This window comes from Lactiplantibacillus daowaiensis (assembly GCF_005405085.1).
GTDB classification, from domain to species: Bacteria; Bacillota; Bacilli; order Lactobacillales; family Lactobacillaceae; genus Lactiplantibacillus; species Lactiplantibacillus daowaiensis.
Map to the genome: position 1 here is coordinate 109,834 of NZ_BJDJ01000003.1, position 19,870 is coordinate 129,703.

The following is a 19,870-nucleotide window of genomic DNA, read 5'->3' on the forward strand; positions in this document are numbered from 1 at the left end:
TTATTTAAAAAAATATGGTTATTTTTAGGCTAGTGAGAAAGGAAGATTCGCGTGTATCGGGCACTATATCGGGTTTGGCGGCCGCAACGTTTTGATGACTTAGTGGGCCAGCAAATGATTACCCAGACATTGAAAAATGCCATCATGACCCATCAAACGAGTCATGCGTATTTATTCACGGGGCCACGAGGCACTGGGAAGACGTCGGCTGCTAAGATTTTTGCCAAGGCGATCAACTGTCATCACTTAGTTGACGGTGAACCGTGCAACGAATGTGCGACTTGTAAGGCCATTACGAACGGTCAATTAAATGATGTTATCGAAATTGATGCGGCTTCCAATAACGGGGTCGAAGAAATTCGGGATATCCGTGACAAGGCCAAGTACGCGCCTACGGAAGCTGATTATAAGATTTATATCATTGATGAAGTGCACATGCTGTCAACGGGAGCATTTAATGCCTTATTAAAGACTTTAGAAGAACCGCCTGCTAATGTGATTTTTATTTTAGCAACGACAGAGCCACATAAGATTCCGTTAACGATTATTTCGCGGACGCAGCGGTTTGATTTTCGCCGGATCAGTGCGAAAGATAGTTATGATCGCATGGTCTATATTTTGCAACAAAAGCAAGTTGAGTTTGACGAAAAAGCGTTACGCGTCATTGCTCAAGCCGCAGAAGGTGGGATGCGGGATGCCTTAAGCATCTTGGATCAGGTTATTTCATTTGGCGACAATACGGTGACATTAGACGATGCGTTAATGGTTACTGGTAGTGTGACGAAGAAGTTGATTGCTGATTATATGGAAGAAGTCACCCAGCATGTGACGAAACCCGCGCTGGAGACGATGCGGCAAATCTTACAAGAAGGTAAAGATGCTAACCGATTTATCGAAGATTTAATCAGTTATACGCGGGATGTGCTATTGTATCAACAAGCCCCCGAAATGGTCGACAGTGTCGCCATGGGGGAAAATGATCAACGGTTTGCGGATTTTGCGAAATCAATCGATGCTGAAGTCTTGTATCAAATGATCAAAACGCTCAATGATATTCAACAACAAATGCGGTTTACAACGCATCCGGATGTTTATCTAGAAGTATTGACCGTCAAACTAGCACAGCTAGAAGCCCCCGTTAGCGGTGCTAAACCGACAGCGGCAACAGCAGCTGTGCCAGATACGGCCGCTGTCCAACAATTGACGACGAAAGTGGATCAATTACAGGCTGAATTACAAGGCCTTAAAGCGAATGGGGTTAAAGCCGCGCCAGCTAAAACCGCACGGGTCAAACAAAATAGTAATGGGCCAGTGATTAAGAAAGTTAATGTTAGCCAAGTGTATCCAATTTTAGGTGCCGCCACCAAAGATGATTTGGTACAGGTGCGTGAGGTTTGGGCGGACTTGATGAACATTTTAAGCATCACCCAACGGGCGTTAATGCACGTGGCCCAGCCAGTTGCGGCAAGTGATGAAGGCGTCGTCGTGGCATTTGATTATCCATTCTTATATCAAAAGGCGATTGATGATCAAGCGTTGATGGATGCACTTGGTAATGGGTTGGATCGCTTAATGGGCCATGCACCGAAGTTAGTGTGCGTGCCCAAAGAACAATGGCCGCAAATTCGGCGTGACTTTTTAGCCACGCACCAACCGGAGAATAGTCCAGCAGCGAGTCAGGCGCCCGCTAAGCCGGCGGTCGTCGATCAAGCTGAGCAGTTATTTGGCGATTTAGTTGAAGTTAAACCAGATTAATGTTTTGAAATTGAAAGGAACTGATAAATATGATGCGTGGTATGGGTAATATGCAAAACATGATGAAACAAATGAAAAAAATGCAACAACAAATGACGGCTGAACAAGCGGCCTTAAATGAAAAGACCTTTACTGGGAAAGCCCCCGACGAAATGGTCACGGTCACATTTACCGGTGACAAAAAGATGCAAGATATCACCATCAATCCAGCAGCCGTTGATCCTGATGACGTGGATATGTTACAAGACTTGGTCGTAGCGGCAGTTAATGATGCCTTGGCTCAAGTTGATGACCAAACGCAAAGTACGATGGGCAAGTATACCCAAGGATTAAACTAAGCGAAGTTAAAGATAGTAGTGAGGTAAAAGCATGCAGTATCCAGAACCAATTGCCAAGTTGATTGACAGTTATATGAAGCTCCCCGGGATTGGTGGTAAAACAGCAACACGGTTGGCATTTTATACGATTGATATGGCGGGTGACGATGTGACCGAGTTTGCGAAATCACTCGTCGCTGCCAAACGGGATCTGCATTTTTGCAGCATTTGTGGCAATATTACCGAGGATGATCCATGTGTGATCTGTAAAGATAAGTCCCGCGATCAAAGCACAGTTTTGGTCGTTGAAGAGGCTAAAGACGTGATGGCCATGGAAAAAATCAAGGAATATCAAGGTCTCTATCATGTCTTACATGGGGTGTTGTCGCCAGTTGATGGTAAAGGACCAGAAGATATTAATATTGCCAGCTTATTAAAGCGACTTCAGCAAAATGATGCGATCAAGGAAGTCATTATTGCGACCAATGCGACACCAGAAGGGGAAGCAACCGCGATGTATATTTCACGGTTAGTTAAACCAGCTGGGATTAAAGTGACCCGCTTAGCGCATGGGCTATCAGTGGGGAGCGATATTCAATATGCGGATGAAATGACGTTGTTCAAGGCGGTAGAAGGCCGTCAGGAAATGTAATAGGTGGCGAGGATAATTTTTAAGCGACGGAAGAAAATTAAACAAGCGCAAGCGGTCTATGATCAACAATTGCTAACGTTACTGGATGCAGCGAAGTTAGATTGGGATCGGGCCAAGCAAAATGAACAAGCAATCTATGACAACAATACGAATGAATTAGTGACTCAAACGGCATTAGCGCGCGCAAAGTACTTGTATTTGTACCGTGAAGCACGGCGGCGGCAAGTCCATGGTCAGAAAATTCAACAGTCCGTGATTGATAAATAAACGTAGCAAAATCTGATGTCATGTGGGCATCAGATTTTTTTTACAATTAAATAAAAACCACAATTGCTAGTGGTAAATGCGGTAAAATAAGACCACGACCTACCTTCACTAGTAGGACCGTGATTAGACACCTTGGTAGTAATCAAGTACAATTATTACATATACGAATTTTTAGATGGGATTGGGAATTGTGACTGGAAAACTAATAACCTTTGAAGGACCAGATGGTGCGGGCAAGACGTCCGCTTTACAAGCAATTGTGGCTGAGATTCAACCACAACTAGGGGATCGCTTGGTCGTCACACGCGAACCGGGCGGCAATCAAATTTCTGAGGCGATTCGCCAAATTATTTTGGATCGTCACAACACAGCGATGGATGATCGGACCGAAGCGTTATTATATGCGGCTGCGCGGCGCCAACATATCGTGCAAAAAATCTTGCCAGCCCTGCAAGCGGATCAACTCGTTTTGTGTGATCGCTTTATCGATAGCTCGATTGCCTATCAAGGCGCTGGTCGGGGTATCGGGGAACAAGCCGTCTATGACATGAACCAATTTGCCACTGAAGGGCTAACACCGGATTTAACGTTGTACTTTGATGTCGATGCGGCAGTAGGTCTGCAGCGGATTCAGACCCATCGGCAAAATGAAATCAATCGCTTAGATGTTGAAGCCTTGAGTTTTCATCATCGAGTTCAAGCGGCTTATTTGGCACTTTTAAAACAGCATCCTGAACGGATTAAACGGGTCGATGCGAGTCAACCATTGGCACAAGTCGTCACCCAAAGTTTGGCAATCATGCAAACGCAATTGCCACAATACTTTACCACCGAAGGGAAGTCGAAAATATGAAATTAATTATTGCGATTGTCCAAGATAAAGATAGTAATCGATTAAGTAATCAATTCATTGAAGCTAACGTTCGGGCCACAAAATTATCGACAACCGGTGGCTTTTTGCGGTCAGGTAATACAACCTTTATGATTGGTATCGATGATGATCGTGTTGAAGAAGTGCTGGCAATGATCAAAGAAACGAGCCATGCCCGGGACCAATTTATGACCCCACCAGTTAACTTGGATGTCACCATGGATGGGGCTTCGGCTTACCCGGTGGAAGTTCAAGTCGGTGGCGCAACGGTGTTTGTCTTACCAATTGAACAATTTCATCAATTTTAAAAGTTAGGTGGCGCTTATGACAGCTGAGACCATTGCCACCACACTAGCGGCGAAACAACCGCATTTACTGGCGGCTTTTAAACATATTATTGACCAAAATCACTTGGCCCATGCCTATTTATTCGCTGGAATGGAAGGCGCTGGCCAACCAGAACTCGCGACTTGGATTGCCCAACGCCTATTTTGTTTACATGTGACAGCTGGTGAGCCCGATGGCACGTGCGAAGAGTGTGTGCGGATTGCGACTCATCAACATCCGGATATCGTGATGGTCGCACCCGATGGGCAAAGTATCCATGTGGATCAAGTGCGGTATTTAAAATCAGAGTTTTCAAAAAGTGCCGTTGAGGGTAATCGCAAGCTCTTTATTATTAGTGACGCTGAAAAAATGACGGCTAGTGCAGCGAATAGTTTGTTGAAGTTCATTGAAGAGCCAAGTGGCAATGTCACCGCCTTTTTATTAACGACTAATCGGCAACTGATGCTACCGACAATTATTTCACGGACACAAGTGATTGAGTTTCCACCATTGCCAGCACCAGTGCTACAACAAACGTTTGAAGCGGCTGGCATTTCGGCGCAAAATGCGCAAACACTGCGGCATTTAACCAATAGTTTGACGCAAGCACAGCAATTATTGACCGATGATTGGTTACCAACTGCGGTCACACAACTGTGGCAATGGTTCCAACAAGCGGTTAAAGGGGATCCCCGAAGTTTCGTCGCGGTACAGACCCGTTTGGTGGGCTTAGCGAAAGAACGCGATCAGCAATTAGTGGTCTTAGACTTAATTGCGGCGCTATTTCAGGATTTATTGCAGTTACACTTTCAAGTGGATGCTGCAAGTGAGTTGAGCTTTGGCCAATACCAAAGTCAATTAACCGTGTTAACGACTAATCTGACGGCTGATCAATTGGTAACGGCAACTGAACTTGCGTTGACTGCGAAGCGCCAATTAGCTAGCAATATTAGTTTTCAAAACGTCTTAGAAGGCCTAACGTTGCAACTATGGCCGATTTTTAAAACGAACGCTTAAAAAATAGGAAGATGAGGGTGAGCGTGTGGATAAGCGTGATTTGTACGATAGTTTTGGCGACATGGAACAACAGATGCAACAAATGCTCGATAAAATGGCGCAATTACGGGCAGATATGACAACCGTGTTAGAAAAAAACGCCGAACTAGTGATTGAAAATGAACACTTACGAGAACGGATGGTTGAAATCGAAAATGAAGCGCCAAAAAAGACCACCAGTACCACCACGCTATCCAAATCGCGTCAAAACTTGGAGAAGTTGTACGACGAAGGGTTCCATGTCTGCAATCAATTTTATGGCAAACGACGAGATGATGATGAATCGTGTGTATTTTGTCTCGAAGTCATTTATGGTGAACGGGCGTAGGTAGGAGGAAAAAATTTGCAAACGCAACAAAGTTTTGCTGACCATGCTGGTGTTGGCACATTGTATCTCGTACCGACACCGATTGGTAATTTACAAGATATGACGTATCGGGCAGTCGCCACGTTAAAAGCAGTGGATTTAATTGCCGCTGAGGATACGCGCAATACGCAGAAGTTACTTAATCATTTTGAGATTACAACGAAGCAAATTAGTTTTCATGAACATAATACCCAAGAACGCATCCCACAATTAATTGAAAAACTGCAGCAAGGTCAAGATTTGGCACAAGTGAGTGATGCGGGGATGCCATCGATTAGTGATCCGGGAACGGAGCTCGTTGCAGCATGTGTTGCCCAAGGGTTACCGGTTGTCCCATTACCGGGCGCTAACGCGGGGTTAACGGCGCTGATTGCATCGGGATTAGTGCCGCAACCATTTTATTTCTATGGTTTTTTACCACGGAAAAAACAAGAACAAAAAGCGGCTTTAGCCGAACTGGTTCAACGTTCGGAAACGGTGATCATTTATGAATCTCCATTCCGGGTTGCAAAGACCTTGACGAATTTGGCAACGGTTTGTGAGCCGACGCGTCCAATCGTGGCCTGTCGGGAATTGACTAAACGCTATGAAGAGTTCGCACGCGGGTCGTTAGCAGAAATGGTGACCTGGTCGCAAGATCATCAGCTAAAAGGTGAGTTTGTCTTGTTGATTGGTGGCAATCCGGTTGAACCAACAACCGCATCAACTGATGAGCTGGCCGAATTACCTTTGAAGGCCCAAGTTGAAGCTTTGATTGCAGCAGGTAGTAAACCTAATGCTGCGATCAAGGAAATTGCCAAACGGCGTCAATTGCAACGACAAGTTGTTTACAATGATTTTCACGGGATTAATTAGAGATGAGGGACGATGAGATGGCAACCTTAGGGGCACAGGCAAGTGTATACACAGAACAACATCGGATCACTTATTACGAATGTGATCGGACCGGGCGGGCAACTTTATCGACGCTGATCAATATCGTAATTTTGGCGTCACAAGACCAAAGTAATGCACTCGGGTTAACCACTGAATTCGTACAAGGTCACGGTGTTGGTTGGGTTGTGACCCAATATTCAATGGCCATTACGAGAATGCCACACTTAGATGAAACCGTAACACTGGCCGTACGCGGGTCAGCCTATAATCCATATTTTGCGTTCCGGGAATTTTGGGTTCGGGATGCTGATGGTGAAACGTTGGCTTACATTACCAGTATTTGGGTAACGATGAGTCAAACAACGCGGCGTATCGTGAAGCTTGATGAAGATCTCGTCACACCATACCATTCCGAAATGGTTAAGCGGATTCCAAGATTACCACGGCCCATTAGTTTTGAAGCAACTGATGCGACGATTAGTAAACCATATCAAGTGCGCTTCTTTGATATCGATCCAAATCGGCATGTCAACAATGCGCACTATTTCGATTGGTTATTAGATACGTTACCAGCCGACTTTTTGTTGCAACATGATTTGATTCACGTCGATGTGCGGTATGAAAATGAAGTTCAATATGGACATACGGTTACTGCTGAAGTCAACGTGTTACCAACGAATGATGATGGCACGGTGACGACCAGTCATCGGATTCGCGTGGCGGATGAAAAATGTTGTGAAGTGACGATTCAATGGCAACCGACAACAGTTGCGTAACCCTTAATTCAAACGAGCTGACAGTGAAAACTGGCGGCTTTTTTTGACTGAAATTATAAGGGTGAGTATGCTATGATAAGATTATTCTTTGTGGGAGGTACACTATGTCAATTCTTGTTTTAGGTGGGGCCGGTTATATCGGTTCTCATATGGTTGATCGATTGATTGAAAACGGCACCGATACGGTGGTCGTGGATAATCTGGTGACTGGGCATCGCGCAGCAATCAATTCGCAAGCCAAGTTTTATCAGGGGGATGTTCGCGATGCGGACTTCTTAAACCATGTTTTTGATCAAGAATCAATTGAAGCAGTTGTTCATTTTGCGGCATTTTCAATCGTACCAGAATCAATGGCCAAACCATTGAAGTATTTCGACAACAACACGGGTGGTATGATTACGTTGTTAGAAGTGATGCAAGCACATGATGTTAAGCAAATTGTCTTCTCATCAACAGCAGCGACGTATGGGACACCCAAACAGATTCCAATTAAAGAAACTGATCCACAATTACCGATTAACCCATATGGGGCTAGCAAGTTGATGATGGAACAAATCATGCATTGGGCTGATGTTGCCTATGGTGTTAAATTTGTCGCTTTACGTTACTTTAATGTGGCTGGTGCTAAGCCAGATGGCAGTATTGGTGAAGATCATGGTCCTGAAACGCATTTAGTGCCAATCATCTTACAAGTGGCACAAGGAAAACGGGATGAATTAAAAATTTTCGGTGATGACTACCAAACACCAGACGGCACGAATGTCCGAGACTATGTTCATGTGTTAGATTTAGCCGATGCGCATATCTTGGCGTTGAAGTATTTGGCAGCTGGTCATGATAGTAATGCCTTTAATTTAGGCTCATCAACTGGTTTTTCTAATAAGCAGATGTTGATGGCAGCTCGTGAAGTCACTGGACAACCGATTCCAGCAACGCTAGCAGCTCGGCGTCCTGGTGACCCAGATTCATTAGTTGCGGCTAGTGATAAAGCACGTGACGTGCTTGGCTGGCAACCACAATATGATGATGTCAAAGAAATTATCAAAACGGCTTGGGCTTGGACACAAGCACATCCAAACGGTTATGATGACCGTCATTAATTAAATGAAAAGAACTGGTCCATCTGACTCGTGTTTGAGTCGGATGGACCAGTTCTTTTGTGTCTCACTTATTGATTTAATTGTTGATAATCGCCGATGATGGCTAAAAGACGATTGATATCAGTTGTATCAACATCACCAATCGTACCAATTCGGAAACTAGGAATAGTGGATACTTTTCCGGGATAGATAACGAATCCACGGGTTTTGATAAATTGATAGAAATCATCAAAATCAAAATTAGTGTGTGGATACTTGAATGATGTAATGATTGGTCCTTGGTAGGCAGGGTCAATGACTAACTCAAAGCCTAAAGCTTGCATGCCAGTACTTAAAGCACGTTGACTGGCGGCATAACGTTGATAGCGTTCATTGACGCCACCTTCATCAGCCAGTTCAGTTAACGCTTGTGCAAACGCGTGAACAACGTGGGTTGGGGATGTAAATCGCCATTTTCCAGGTTGTTGAGTCATCGTTTGCCATTGTGCGAATAAGTCGAGGCTCAATGAACGGGCATTGCCAGCAGTTTTTGCTAATTCAGCTTGTTTAGCAATGATAAAGGCAAAACCAGGGACACCCTGAACACACTTGTTAGCACTACTGATTAAGTAGTCGCAATCGAGTTCATCAACGTTGATCGGAACGCCACCAAGACTAGACATGGCATCAATAATACTGATGATACCGCGATCCTTTAGTAGCGGCATTAACTGTTCAATGGGATTTAATACCCCGGTTGTTGTTTCACTGTGAACAGTTGCAAAGTGGGTGACTTCAGGATGATCAGCTAATGCTTGTGCAATCCGTTGTGGATCAACGACTTCGTCATCAGCAAAGTCAACATCGATATGAGTAATCTCATAGTAGTCGGCGATTTCACTAATTCGACGTCCATAAGCCCCATTGATGGCAATCATTAAAACCGCATCAGTACGAGGAACCGCAGAACCAATTGTCGCTTCAACCCCGTAACTACCACTCCCTTGAAGTAAAACGGTGGTGTAAGTCGTCGGGTCAGCTTCAGCCAGCGCTAAGATCTCTCGGCGAATGGTTTCCGTAACTTGACGATAATCGCTATCCCAAGTGCAGTAATCAATTTGCATCGCTGCTTTAACCGAGGCTGTCGTACTTAACGGACCTGGTGTTAACAATAAATAAGGTTGCTTCATAGGTTAACAAAATCTCCTTTATACAGCTTATTGAATATCGCTTACTGGGGCATTGATTGAATCGATTAACGCTGGTAATTCAGTCATAGACATTAAAATATGGTCGGCACCAGCTGCTTCATATTGTGACGCTACTTTGGCCCGCAATAAGGCTTGTTGTGGACGAGATAAAGCGTCAAATTCAGTGGCCGATAAGCCCATTAAATTACTACCTTCGACAATCCCAACGGTAATCGCATCAGCATTTTGCCCTTCTAAGATGTCATTGATCGAGTCGCCAACTTTTAAGACTTTAGTAAAGTCGGTGACTTCTAGCTTGTCACAAGCGAGTTCTAACATAGCAGGTGCTGGTCGTCCAATCCCATTAGTTTGTTCAGATGTGACATTGATCGCTGGATGATAGCCTTGATTAGCTGCAATTGGTGCCACGATAGCAAGCATTTCTTCATCGTAACCAGTAGTTGTCCCATAGGCAATGTGATTAGTCGTTAGATAATCGATCACAGCGGACATGCCAGGTTTTAACTGCGCAAAGTCAGTTAATGAAGCTAATAAAATATCTTTAAAATCTAAATAAATTCGGTCACAATCATCGTTAGTTGGTAGCACTTGGAAACGCGCTTGCCAATTGTTTTGGACAACCGGTAAGTTAATGATCTTGTGGATATGGGTGTATTTATCTAAACCCATATCTTTGCGAATTTCGGCTTCAGTGATTTGAACGCCAACGTTAGCGAAGGCTTTTTGAAATGCGACGATTGGTGCTCGACTACCGTAATCGATCGTGGTTCCAGCCCAATCAAAAATAACTGCTTGAATCGTCATGTATAAACTCCTTTAAATCGTGAGACTAGTTTTTCTTTAAATAGTGACCGCGTAATTTCATAGAAACAACTTCTAAGACAATTGCAACGCCTAACAATAGGTAAACGATTAAACCAACTTCATGGAAGTTAAAGTAGAACCCACTGGCCATGAAGAGATAGTACCCAATGTCGTCGGCACCGGCAGCAGCACCAACGGCAACCGCGTTAGCAAAGTTGATTTCAAAACGAATGAAAGTCCAACTAAGCAAGGCTGGAATAATTGATGGTAAGATGGCCTGGAAAATAATTGGCCAAAACCCAACACCACTAGCTTTCAGTGCTTCAATCGTATCGGATGAAGTTTCTTCGATGCTTTCTGAATAAGCTTTAACTAGATAGGCAATACTATGGAACGTCAGTCCAACGACGGCTGCGTTGGCACCTAGGCCCATAACAACAGAATAGATTAAGACCCAGAGAATCGTTGGAATAGCACGAATAAAGGCCATGACGGCTTTTATACTGGTGGCTAACCAACTAGGTGCCAAGTTACGTGCTGAGAAAACGGCAATGAAGAAAGCGAATAAAGCGCCCAAAAGGGTGGTCAACATGGCAAGACCGACACTGGTTGCTAGTGCTCTTAGTAGCAAGCCCCAAGAATCTTGACCGACACTTGGTTGCAAGAACATTGACTTTAAGTTAGCACCTAGACTTTGAAAGGCTTCGCCAAACTTTAAATTAGCAGTATCTAAAGTGGCCAATGAATAAACGGTAATGACCGCTAATGCTAATAGGACAGCCCGTAAAATTAAACGGGGTTTTGTCAGCAAGCTGATCCGTTTGGCTGGTTGGGCTGGCTGTAATGGTTTTGAACCTGGCTGACTATTTTCAATCATGCAATGGCCCTCCGAATCTGAGTTGAGGTAAGTTCCAATAGAATAACCAAAATGGCAATCAATAAGACGATTAAACCAGCAGCGTCATAACGGAATTGTTTGAAGTAATGATTGAAGAGAAAGCCAACGCCAGTCCCGGTTAAGATCCCGACTAAGGTGGCATCACGTAAGTTGTTTTCTATCATATATAACACCCAACTGGTTAATGTGCTGGCAACTTCTGGTAACACGCCACAGAACACGCATTGAAAATAGTTTGCGCCAACTGCTTGTAAGGCTTGTAACTTTTCACCATCTAGATCTTCAATGGTCTCCGTGAAAGCACGGGTAAGGTAGCCAAGTGTCATGAAGAAAAGCGCTAAGAAACCAGTAAAATCACTTTGCTTGAATGAAAAAAGTAAAATCATTGCCCAAGCGACAACTGGAATATTTCGTAAGAGGGAAGCCCCGAAACGAATAATCCAACGTAAAGCGGGTGTTGGGCTAGTTGTTTTTGCGCCGAGAATGGCGAAAATTAACCCTAATATGCTGGCACAAACAGTCGAGGAAACCGCGACAATCAAAGTTCGCCAGAGCTGATAAAGAATCGGTCCCAAGTAGGTGATTGAACGATCCGTAGGAACAAAATTCTTAAATAACCAAATCAAGCCGGCAGGGACTTGAGCCAAAGATGTTAACGTTTGAAAGTTAACGATGGCAACAGAACCGAAGTAAATGACCAATAAGACAGCCAAGACTACCCCAAGTCGGAGACGTCGTTGGCGAAAAAATTGTTGTGGTGATTGAAATTTATTGTTCATTAGCCGTAACCGCCTGTTCTGGTTGTGCTGCTTGACGATAAATCCGTTGTAAAACTTGGTCGTCCACGTCACCACTAGCACCTTCAAAGACAATTTCACCACTATTGATACCAACGATGTGGTCAGCATAGTCAAGGGCGATATCGATTTGATGTAGGTTGATTAAAATAATCAATTGTTTTTCTTGCGCCAGTTTGCGTAAGATATCCATGACAATTTTGGTTGACTTGGGATCTAATGACGCAATCGGTTCATCGCATAAAATCATTTTTGGATGTTGCATCAGCGCGCGCGCAATGCCGACCCGTTGCTGTTGACCACCACTAAGTTGGTCACAACGTTGGTAGGCGTATTCACCGAGGCCAACTTCTTTTAAAAGACTGAGTGCTTCAGCTTTTTCAGCGGCACTATACATACCGAAGACGCCAGCTAAAGTCGATTTAGCGCCCAAACGACCATGCAACACATTTTCCAAAGCAGTTAGCGGACTGATTAAATTATAATTTTGGAAAATCATGCCAATATGGTGACGGATTTTGCGTAATTCGGCTTTATTGGCTTGGCGAATGTCTTGATCATCGAGTAAGATTTGACCACCATCGTCGCGAATTAATTGATTAACACTGCGTAGAATTGTGGTTTTACCAGCCCCGGAAGGGCCGATAATTGCAGTCACTTCACCTGGTTGTGCAGTGAAGTTAACCGCTTTTAGTGAATGTTTGTTTTGACCATAAGTTTTATCGAGTTGGATTACCTTGAGCATAGCAGTTCCTTTCATGAAGCAGAGTTAGCGTGGTTTCTAGTAACCAACCAACTTGTGGGTTGGGGCATACCACTTGTCATTAACTTTGACTAATTGGCTCTTTGATGATGCTTTTTGGAAGAGTTTAGGCGTCTTTGCATTTGGTTCTGAGAAGATTTCCTTATTGTCAGCAAATGATTGTGATGTAAATTCTTTCGTGATCTTTTCTTGGTCAGACTTGCTTAATGCTTTGGTGTTGTAAACCCAAGGTGCTTGTTGAACTGGCATCATAGCAATGTTAACCACTTTCTTACCCTTCAAATTACCGAATGGTGCTTCAGCATCAGATTTGACTTCGAAAGTAGAACCAAGTTTGTTCCAAGAACCTTTGCTAACTTTCAAGTAAGGGAATAAGTCAGTATCATCAAAAGCAGCAACATCGACGTCACCCTTCAATAAGTTAACGGCTGAACCTTGATGTGACCCACCGTAGAGTACCTTACTAAAGAACTTGCCATTTTGAGTCAATGATTCTGAGTCCTTGAGCTTGAATTCACGTACGACTTCAGTTGTTGGCACTAAGAAACCAGAAGTCGAACTGTTTGAGACGTAAGACATCTTCTTGCCTTTGATATTCTTAATGCTATATTTACCATTTGATTGATACTTATTAGCATCTTTTTGTTGTACCATGAAATAGGAGTTGTATGAGGCCTTCTTCAAAGTACCTTCAGCATCAGATTGAGTGGCGAATGGTTGAACATCTTTGCTGATATGATTGGCTTGGATATAACCGTTAGCACCCATATAAGCGACTTGTGCTTTACCAGATGCAATCGCTTGAATCGCGACATTATAGTCAGTAGTTGTTTGTAGCTTAACCGTCTTACCAGTGACTTTTTCGATGCTCTTCTTTAGTGCATCCCGAGAACCGGAAAAGCTCTTAGCGGATTCGTTAGGATAAAACACCACGGTGATCGCCTTGCTTTTATCTGTGTTGTTGCTACTTGACTTATCACTTGTTCCCAGGCTTGTACAGCCAGCTAAACCTAACACTGAGATGAGTGACACACCTAAGATTGACTTACTGAGTTTTGACATAATTTCCAATTACCTCCAAGTAATTTATTTACTAGCGTAGCATATCAAGTGAATGTAAATGTGCTTACAATTATGCGTGAATAATATGTATAAGTTTTGTAAAGGAACTTTACGTACAGCATACATCGTAAAGGTTTGTCAAAAAGTAAGGTTAAGTGCGTCATGATTTTTGTGTCATGGCTTTCAATTCGCTAGTTTAGCGGATGTAAACGGCTTGATAGCTTTCAAAGCTAGTAAATTATGATAAGATATGTGAAGTAATTCAAAATGAGGAGTTTTTTATAATTATGAAGTTGTTGGCAATTGATACATCCAATCGTCCATTAAGTGTGGCGGTTTTAGATGATACAAAAATTCTCGCCACGACAACCACCACGGTCGGTCGCAATTCGAGTGTGACCTTGTTACCGTTAATCGAACAATCTTTAAAGCAAGCTGGGCTAACGCCAGCTGAGCTTGATCGCGTGGTAGTTGCTGATGGTCCTGGTTCATATACTGGACTGCGAATCGGGGTGACTACGGCAAAAACTTTAGCGTATACCTTGGATAAAACGTTAGTCGGCATTTCAAGCTTAGCGGCATTAGCCGGTAATATTGTTGCTGAAGGTCAGCTAGTGGCCCCACTATTTGATGCGCGGCGGGATAATTTATTTGCCGGGTTGTATCGGATTGAAAACCATCAACCAGTCAGTGTGATTGCTGACCAACATGTTAGTGTGACTGATTGGGCACAGAAGTTAGCTGGCTATTCAGAACCGATTATTTTTCTTGGTCAAGCAGTTGATCAATATCAGTCTGTTTTGCAAGCGGCTTTAACGACTAATTTTGTGCGGGGATTACCGCAGTTTGATTTACCACAAGCGGCAATCTTAGGTTTAATGGGGCGGACGGCCGCGCCAGTTGAACAGTTGCATGCCTTTGTGCCAAATTACTTACGGCTCACGCAAGCTGAAAGTGAATGGCTAGCCAAGCATCCGAAAGAGGACCACGCGCCATATGTTGAGAAGATTTAAGCAGTACTTTCATAAAATAAATAAAACACATAAGCATCGTCGTCAGAAAATTATGACGATTGAAAAACACATTGTGCCAGTGGGAGACCAGACTTATTATGTGTCACGAGCACTGATTACAGATGTGCCTGAAATGTTAGCGATTGAACGCGCCGTTTATGCTGGGAAAACACCATGGGACGAAAACGCCTTTAAGACGGAACTACGTCGTCAAAGTGGGCGGTTTTATATCGTGATGCGGCATGAAGATCGATTATGTGGGTTTTGTGGTTGTGCCTTTGATGATCGGCGTCAAGATGCCCACATTACCAATATTGCGGTTCATCCAGACTTTCAACAGCGGGGGCTGGGGCATTTTATGATGCAAACGATGATCAAACGGGCAGCCTATTTAAATTATCGGACGGTGACTTTAGAAGTCCGGTATAGCAATGTGCATGCGCAGCAACTTTATACTGCATTGGGATTTGAAAAAACGGGTATTAAAAAGCGCTACTATTTTGGTGATCATGAGGATGCGATTGATATGACTTATCATTTACCAGAAAAGGCGACTAATGAAGGCTGATTGGCAAATTGTTGAGGCCACAACTTGGACCGCTAGTGATCCGGTAGCTGTTTGTTACGCATTAGCCAAAGCCGCTTACCCGACTGGGGCGCCATGGCAGTTGGCGACGTTTGCGGCTGACTTTGCGTTAGCACCAACGCATTATTGGTTAATTGTCAGTAAGCAACAGCCCGTTGGATTTATCAGTTGTTCAACTTTATTTGATGAGACTGAAATTACCAATGTGGCAATTGATCCCGCTTATCAACAGCAAGGCTTGGCGACAAAATTACTGCAGACCGTGTGTCAACAATTGACGCCGCCAGCAAAAGTATTTTTAGAAGTGCGCCAAAGTAATCAGCCAGCACAGCGTTTATATACCAAGTGTGGCTTTACGACGTTAACGATTCGGCGTGGGTACTATCAAGCGACCGGCGAAGACGCCTTAATTATGCGCAAGATGATCAATTAAAGGATGGTAACTCGTGGAGAAGCGAAATTTAATTTTAGCATTTGAATCTAGTTGTGATGAAACTAGTGTGGCCGTTGTGGCTGATGGTCACGAAATCTTATCTAATGTGATTGCGACACAAATTAACAGTCATAAACGATTTGGTGGGGTCGTGCCAGAAGTGGCCAGCCGTCATCATATTGAACAAATTACGATTTGCATTGATGAAGCTTTAAAGGAAGCCAATGTCACGTATGCTGATTTAGATGCGGTGGCAGTGACTTATGGCCCAGGATTAGTGGGGGCGCTATTGGTTGGTGTCAGTGCTGCGAAGACGGTAGCCTATGCGCATAATTTGCCGTTGATTCCAGTGAACCACATGGCGGGGCATATTTATGCGGCTCGTTTTGTAAAGCCTTTTGAATTTCCGTTAATGGCACTATTAGTTTCGGGTGGTCATACTGAATTAGTTTATATGCAAGCGGATGGCCAATTTGAAATTATTGGTGAAACCCGTGATGATGCGGCCGGCGAAGCTTATGATAAAATCGGTCGGGTCTTGGGGGTACCATATCCAGCTGGTAAAGTGATTGATGAGATGGCCCATCAAGGCCAAGATACCTTTAAGTTCCCACGGGCAATGATTGATGAAGATAACTTTGATTTTAGTTTTAGTGGGTTAAAGAGTGCGTTCATTAACACGGTCCATCATGCGGATCAAATTGGTGAAACATTGGATAAGAATGATTTAGCGGCCAGTTTTCAGGCTAGTGTTGTCGATGTATTAACGACAAAGACGATGCGGGTGTTGCAAGACTATCCGGTTAAGCAATTAGTTTTAGCTGGAGGCGTTGCGGCTAATCATGGGCTACGGGAACGTTTAGCTGAATTATTACCAGCTAAATTTCCACAAACTGAGCTACTGTTAGCACCATTGAAATTATGTGGTGACAATGGTGCGATGATTGGCGCCGCCGGTTATATTCAGTATCAACAGCAACAATTTGGCGATGCGGCCTTAAATGCGGATCCAAGTTTGGAATTTGACTGGATGCCTAATATGGTTCATTAAATAGCCAACAGACTAAAAAAGCCACTTGTCGATTTTGACAAGTGGCTTTTAAGTTAATCTAAATTTTCTAGTGCTTCAGCTTGCTCGGTCCAATCGAGCTCAGCTTGTTCGTGCTCGGCATTGACAGCGTCAAGTTGCTTTTGAAAGTCTTGGAGTTTTCCAGAATCAGCGAAAGCATCTGGCTGTGACATTTGTTCTTGAATATGAGTTGCCTCAGTTTCTAAGTCAGTCATTTTTTCTTCAAGTGCGGCCACGGAACGTTCAAGTTTGCGGCGTTCACGTTGTTGTTGTTTGCTGGCTTGATAGTCTTGATGTCCCTTAGAACGAGTTGGATCGGCTGCTGGCACTGAACTAGCAGCCGGGGCAGCACTAGCGGCGTCTTCTGCCGCCGCACTTGCTGCAGCAGCGGCCAAGTCAGCTTGTTCTTGTTTCTTTTCTAGGTAGTAGTCATAATCACCCAAGAACAACTCAGTGCCTTCTGGTGAAACTTCAACGACACTAGTGGCAACTTGGTTGATAAAATACCGGTCATGAGAAACAAATAGCAACGTGCCGTCAAAGTCATTTAACGCGACTTCTAGGACTTCACGACTATCAATATCTAAATGGTTCGTCGGTTCATCCAGAATCAGAAAGTTGTCGTTTTGCATGGCAAGTTTGGTTAATAATAGACGGGCGCGTTCGCCACCAGAAAGGGCATTGATTGGCTTATCAACATCTTCACCAGTGAAGAGAAAGCTACCTAAAATGGTGCGGATATCTTTTTCTGGTGTGGTGGGATGTTCGTCCCATAACTCACTGAGCACAGTCTTTTTATCATGCAGATTTTTTTGTTCCTGATCGTAGTAACCGGTGATAACATTTGTGCCGAAGATGGCTTGGCCTTTAATAAACGGAATTTGGCCCAAAATACTTTTTAATAAGGTCGATTTACCGATACCGTTTGGGCCAACGATGGCAATGGCTTCATGCTTTTTGATATTTAAATTATCTGGCGCGGATAAAGTCTGTCCTTGATAGCCAACTGCAGCATCTTTAACCGTTAAGACAATGTTACCGCTTTGTTTAGCCGCGTGAAACCCAAAATGAGCCGTCTTTTCGTCACCTTCAGGTCGTTCAAGCCGGTCCATTCGAGCAAGTTGTTTTCGGCGTGCTTGGGCGCGCTTCGTCGTTGAAGCGCGGACAATATTACGATTAACGAAATCTTCAAGCTTACTAATTTCGGCTTGTTGTTTTTCATAATGTTTCCACTCCGCTTGAATGCGGGCCGCCTTCTGTTGGACATACTGGTCGTAATTCCCATTGTAATGGACCATTTCATGATGGGATAAGTCATAGACTTCGTTAACAACGCGGTCTAAGAAATACCGGTCATGGCTGACGATTAATAAGGCCCCACTATAAGATTGTAAATAGCCTTCTAACCAAGTTAACGTCTCAACGTCCAAATGGTTGGTCGGTTCATCCAAAATTAACAAATCACGTTTTTCTAATAATAGTTTTGCTAAAGCTAATTGGGTTTTTTGACCACCAGATAATTCGGTGACTGACTTGTCATAAACATCAGCATCAAATTGAAACCCATGTAACACGCCACGAATTTCGGCTTGATAGCCATAACCGTTTTTTTGTTGAAATTCGGTTTGAACTTGATCATAAGTTTTCAATGTTTGTTGATAGGTGGTGTCATCGGCCATGACGTTGGGATCACTAAGCTTAGCTTCTAAGCGATGCATTTGCGCTTCTAGCGTATGTAAAGTGGCAAAGACACTACTCATTTCTTCCCAAATCGTATTATCGCTGTTTAAACCTTGATCTTGAGCTAAATAACCAATAGTTAAGCCTTTACGCATGGAAATTTGCCCCTCATCAGGGACGGTCTCACCGGCAATCATTTTTAAGAGTGTCGACTTACCAGCACCGTTACGGCCAACTAGGGCCACGCGGGCATGGTCTTGAATGTCCATTTGTACGTTATCGAACAAGACATCGGCGCCAAAACGCCGCATGACTTGCTGTACTTGTAGTAAAATCACGTTTTTTAAGCTCCTTTCACGCTTGATTCGTCAAATAATTGTAGCATATTGTCGCGATTCTCCCTAGTGAAACGGAATAATGAGCGATTATTATTTCACAAAGTGACGGGTTATGCTAGAATAGTGTCAGCAAATTCACAAACTTTTAATAAGGAGGGTCGTCAAATGGCAGAAACAAAAATTCCCCGGGCAACGGCCAAACGCTTACCAATCTATTATCGGTATTTGAACATTCTGTTGGATGCTGACAAAAAACGAGTTTCGTCTACGGAACTCTCAGAGGCGGTTAAAGTTGATTCGGCAACGATTCGGCGGGACTTTTCATATTTTGGCGCTTTAGGCAAACGTGGTTATGGGTATGATGTTGAAAAACTATTGGCGTTTTTCAAGAAAATCTTAAATCAAGATACATTGACCAATGTAGCATTGATTGGGGTCGGGAACTTGGGCCATGCATTGCTTAATTTTAATTTTCACAAAAATAGTAATGTCCGGATTTCCGCGGCATTCGATGTTAACGAGGCGATTGCGAACACCGTTCAAAGTGGGGTTCCAGTTTATCCAATGACCGAGTTAAAGAAGCAATTGATTGAACAACAGATTGAAATTGCGATTTTAACGGTGCCAACTTCAGCGGTGCAATCAGTGACCGATGACTTGGTTGATGCCAATGTGAAGGGTATTATGAACTTTACCCCATTACGGATTTCGGTACCAGAAACGGTACGGGTCCAAAATGTTGATTTGACCAATGAATTGCAAACGTTGATTTACTTCATCGAACATTACGGTGAACAATTGGGCGATAAAAAGCTCGATAATGACGATCAACTCTAAACAAAAGACCATCACCATTAAATTGGTGATGGCCTT

General features: G+C 43.6%; 23 protein-coding genes. 16 read left to right on the forward strand and 7 right to left on the reverse strand.

Features of this window, described 5'->3' with window-relative positions; translation table 11 throughout:
* Positions 1-51: 51 nt before the first annotated feature.
* The 11 genes from dnaX to galE all read left to right on the forward strand — a co-directional run bounded on the left by dnaX (position 52) and on the right by galE (position 8,364).
* Complete coding sequence (gene dnaX / locus FFM75_RS03175; RefSeq protein WP_137627747.1) at positions 52-1,755, forward strand: DNA polymerase III subunit gamma/tau; 1,704 nt, start codon at positions 52-54, stop codon at positions 1,753-1,755.
* Between the two features lie 29 nt (positions 1,756-1,784).
* Positions 1,785-2,093, forward strand: a complete 309-nt coding sequence (locus tag FFM75_RS03180; RefSeq protein ID WP_137627748.1) for a YbaB/EbfC family nucleoid-associated protein — start codon at positions 1,785-1,787, stop codon at positions 2,091-2,093.
* A gap of 31 nt (positions 2,094-2,124) precedes the next feature.
* The gene (gene recR / locus FFM75_RS03185; protein WP_137627749.1) at positions 2,125-2,724 is read left to right on the forward strand and encodes a recombination mediator RecR; all 600 of its coding nucleotides are present in this window, start codon (positions 2,125-2,127) and stop codon (positions 2,722-2,724) included.
* Between the two features lie 3 nt (positions 2,725-2,727).
* Complete coding sequence (locus tag FFM75_RS03190) at positions 2,728-2,991, forward strand: YaaL family protein (protein WP_379831759.1); 264 nt, start codon at positions 2,728-2,730, stop codon at positions 2,989-2,991.
* Between the two features lie 187 nt (positions 2,992-3,178).
* Entirely contained in the window at positions 3,179-3,844 is a 666-nt protein-coding gene (gene tmk / locus FFM75_RS03195) for a dTMP kinase (protein WP_137627837.1), read from the forward strand.
* Positions 3,841-4,170, forward strand: a complete 330-nt coding sequence (locus FFM75_RS03200; RefSeq protein ID WP_137627750.1) for a cyclic-di-AMP receptor — start codon at positions 3,841-3,843, stop codon at positions 4,168-4,170. The genes tmk and FFM75_RS03200 overlap by 4 nt, the downstream gene beginning before the upstream one ends.
* Before the next feature lie 16 nt (positions 4,171-4,186).
* Positions 4,187-5,206, forward strand: a complete 1,020-nt coding sequence (gene holB, locus FFM75_RS03205; RefSeq protein WP_137627751.1) for a DNA polymerase III subunit delta' — start codon at positions 4,187-4,189, stop codon at positions 5,204-5,206.
* A 25-nt stretch (positions 5,207-5,231) separates the two neighbouring features.
* Positions 5,232-5,573 carry a DNA replication initiation control protein YabA gene (locus FFM75_RS03210; protein WP_137627752.1) on the forward strand — a complete coding sequence of 114 codons (342 nt, stop codon included), beginning with the start codon at positions 5,232-5,234 and terminating at the stop codon, positions 5,571-5,573.
* Positions 5,574-5,588: 15 nt separating this feature from the next.
* Positions 5,589-6,467, forward strand: a complete 879-nt coding sequence (rsmI, locus tag FFM75_RS03215; protein ID WP_137627753.1) for a 16S rRNA (cytidine(1402)-2'-O)-methyltransferase — start codon at positions 5,589-5,591, stop codon at positions 6,465-6,467.
* A gap of 17 nt (positions 6,468-6,484) precedes the next feature.
* Positions 6,485-7,264: an acyl-[acyl-carrier-protein] thioesterase gene (locus FFM75_RS03220; protein WP_137627754.1), complete on the forward strand. Its 780-nt coding sequence runs from the start codon at positions 6,485-6,487 to the stop codon at positions 7,262-7,264.
* 104 nt (positions 7,265-7,368) lie between these two features.
* The gene (gene galE, locus FFM75_RS03225) at positions 7,369-8,364 is read left to right on the forward strand and encodes a UDP-glucose 4-epimerase GalE (protein ID WP_137627755.1); all 996 of its coding nucleotides are present in this window, start codon (positions 7,369-7,371) and stop codon (positions 8,362-8,364) included.
* 68 nt (positions 8,365-8,432) lie between these two features.
* Here the strand turns inward: galE and phnW are convergent, their stop codons facing one another.
* From phnW to FFM75_RS03250, 6 genes are read right to left on the reverse strand one after another with little or no spacing between them, the layout of a single operon-like run.
* The gene (gene phnW, locus FFM75_RS14015) at positions 8,433-9,533 is read right to left on the reverse strand and encodes a 2-aminoethylphosphonate--pyruvate transaminase (protein ID WP_223876598.1); all 1,101 of its coding nucleotides are present in this window, start codon (positions 9,531-9,533) and stop codon (positions 8,433-8,435) included.
* 27 nt (positions 9,534-9,560) lie between these two features.
* Positions 9,561-10,358 (reverse strand): phosphonoacetaldehyde hydrolase, encoded by a 798-nt coding sequence (gene phnX / locus FFM75_RS14020; RefSeq protein ID WP_223876599.1) that lies wholly within the window; start codon positions 10,356-10,358, stop codon positions 9,561-9,563.
* A 25-nt stretch (positions 10,359-10,383) separates the two neighbouring features.
* Complete coding sequence (locus tag FFM75_RS03235; protein WP_137627756.1) at positions 10,384-11,235, reverse strand: PhnE/PtxC family ABC transporter permease; 852 nt, start codon at positions 11,233-11,235, stop codon at positions 10,384-10,386.
* The gene (phnE, locus tag FFM75_RS03240) at positions 11,232-12,035 is read right to left on the reverse strand and encodes a phosphonate ABC transporter, permease protein PhnE (RefSeq protein ID WP_137627757.1); all 804 of its coding nucleotides are present in this window, start codon (positions 12,033-12,035) and stop codon (positions 11,232-11,234) included. The genes FFM75_RS03235 and phnE overlap by 4 nt, the downstream gene beginning before the upstream one ends.
* Positions 12,025-12,798 carry a phosphonate ABC transporter ATP-binding protein gene (phnC, locus tag FFM75_RS03245; protein WP_137627758.1) on the reverse strand — a complete coding sequence of 258 codons (774 nt, stop codon included), beginning with the start codon at positions 12,796-12,798 and terminating at the stop codon, positions 12,025-12,027. Before phnC ends, phnE begins: the two co-directional genes overlap by 11 nt.
* Before the next feature lie 36 nt (positions 12,799-12,834).
* Positions 12,835-13,878 carry a phosphate/phosphite/phosphonate ABC transporter substrate-binding protein gene (locus FFM75_RS03250; protein WP_137627759.1) on the reverse strand — a complete coding sequence of 348 codons (1,044 nt, stop codon included), beginning with the start codon at positions 13,876-13,878 and terminating at the stop codon, positions 12,835-12,837.
* 287 nt (positions 13,879-14,165) lie between these two features.
* Between FFM75_RS03250 and tsaB the strand changes: the two genes are divergently transcribed.
* From tsaB to tsaD, 4 genes are read left to right on the forward strand one after another with little or no spacing between them, the layout of a single operon-like run.
* Positions 14,166-14,891: a tRNA (adenosine(37)-N6)-threonylcarbamoyltransferase complex dimerization subunit type 1 TsaB gene (tsaB, locus tag FFM75_RS03255; RefSeq protein ID WP_137627760.1), complete on the forward strand. Its 726-nt coding sequence runs from the start codon at positions 14,166-14,168 to the stop codon at positions 14,889-14,891.
* A gap of 52 nt (positions 14,892-14,943) precedes the next feature.
* The gene (gene rimI / locus FFM75_RS03260) at positions 14,944-15,459 is read left to right on the forward strand and encodes a ribosomal protein S18-alanine N-acetyltransferase (RefSeq protein WP_379831764.1); all 516 of its coding nucleotides are present in this window, start codon (positions 14,944-14,946) and stop codon (positions 15,457-15,459) included.
* The gene (gene rimI / locus FFM75_RS03265; RefSeq protein WP_137627762.1) at positions 15,449-15,910 is read left to right on the forward strand and encodes a ribosomal protein S18-alanine N-acetyltransferase; all 462 of its coding nucleotides are present in this window, start codon (positions 15,449-15,451) and stop codon (positions 15,908-15,910) included. The genes rimI (FFM75_RS03260) and rimI (FFM75_RS03265) overlap by 11 nt, the downstream gene beginning before the upstream one ends.
* A gap of 13 nt (positions 15,911-15,923) precedes the next feature.
* The gene (gene tsaD / locus FFM75_RS03270; protein ID WP_137627763.1) at positions 15,924-16,961 is read left to right on the forward strand and encodes a tRNA (adenosine(37)-N6)-threonylcarbamoyltransferase complex transferase subunit TsaD; all 1,038 of its coding nucleotides are present in this window, start codon (positions 15,924-15,926) and stop codon (positions 16,959-16,961) included.
* A 53-nt stretch (positions 16,962-17,014) separates the two neighbouring features.
* Here tsaD and FFM75_RS03275 read toward each other — a convergent pair whose 3' ends face one another.
* The gene (locus FFM75_RS03275) at positions 17,015-18,997 is read right to left on the reverse strand and encodes an ABC-F family ATP-binding cassette domain-containing protein (RefSeq protein ID WP_137627764.1); all 1,983 of its coding nucleotides are present in this window, start codon (positions 18,995-18,997) and stop codon (positions 17,015-17,017) included.
* Positions 18,998-19,162: 165 nt separating this feature from the next.
* Between FFM75_RS03275 and FFM75_RS03280 the strand changes: the two genes are divergently transcribed.
* Positions 19,163-19,834, forward strand: coding sequence for a redox-sensing transcriptional repressor Rex (locus FFM75_RS03280; protein ID WP_137627765.1), 672 nt, complete (start codon positions 19,163-19,165; stop codon positions 19,832-19,834).
* Positions 19,835-19,870 lie beyond the last annotated feature (36 nt).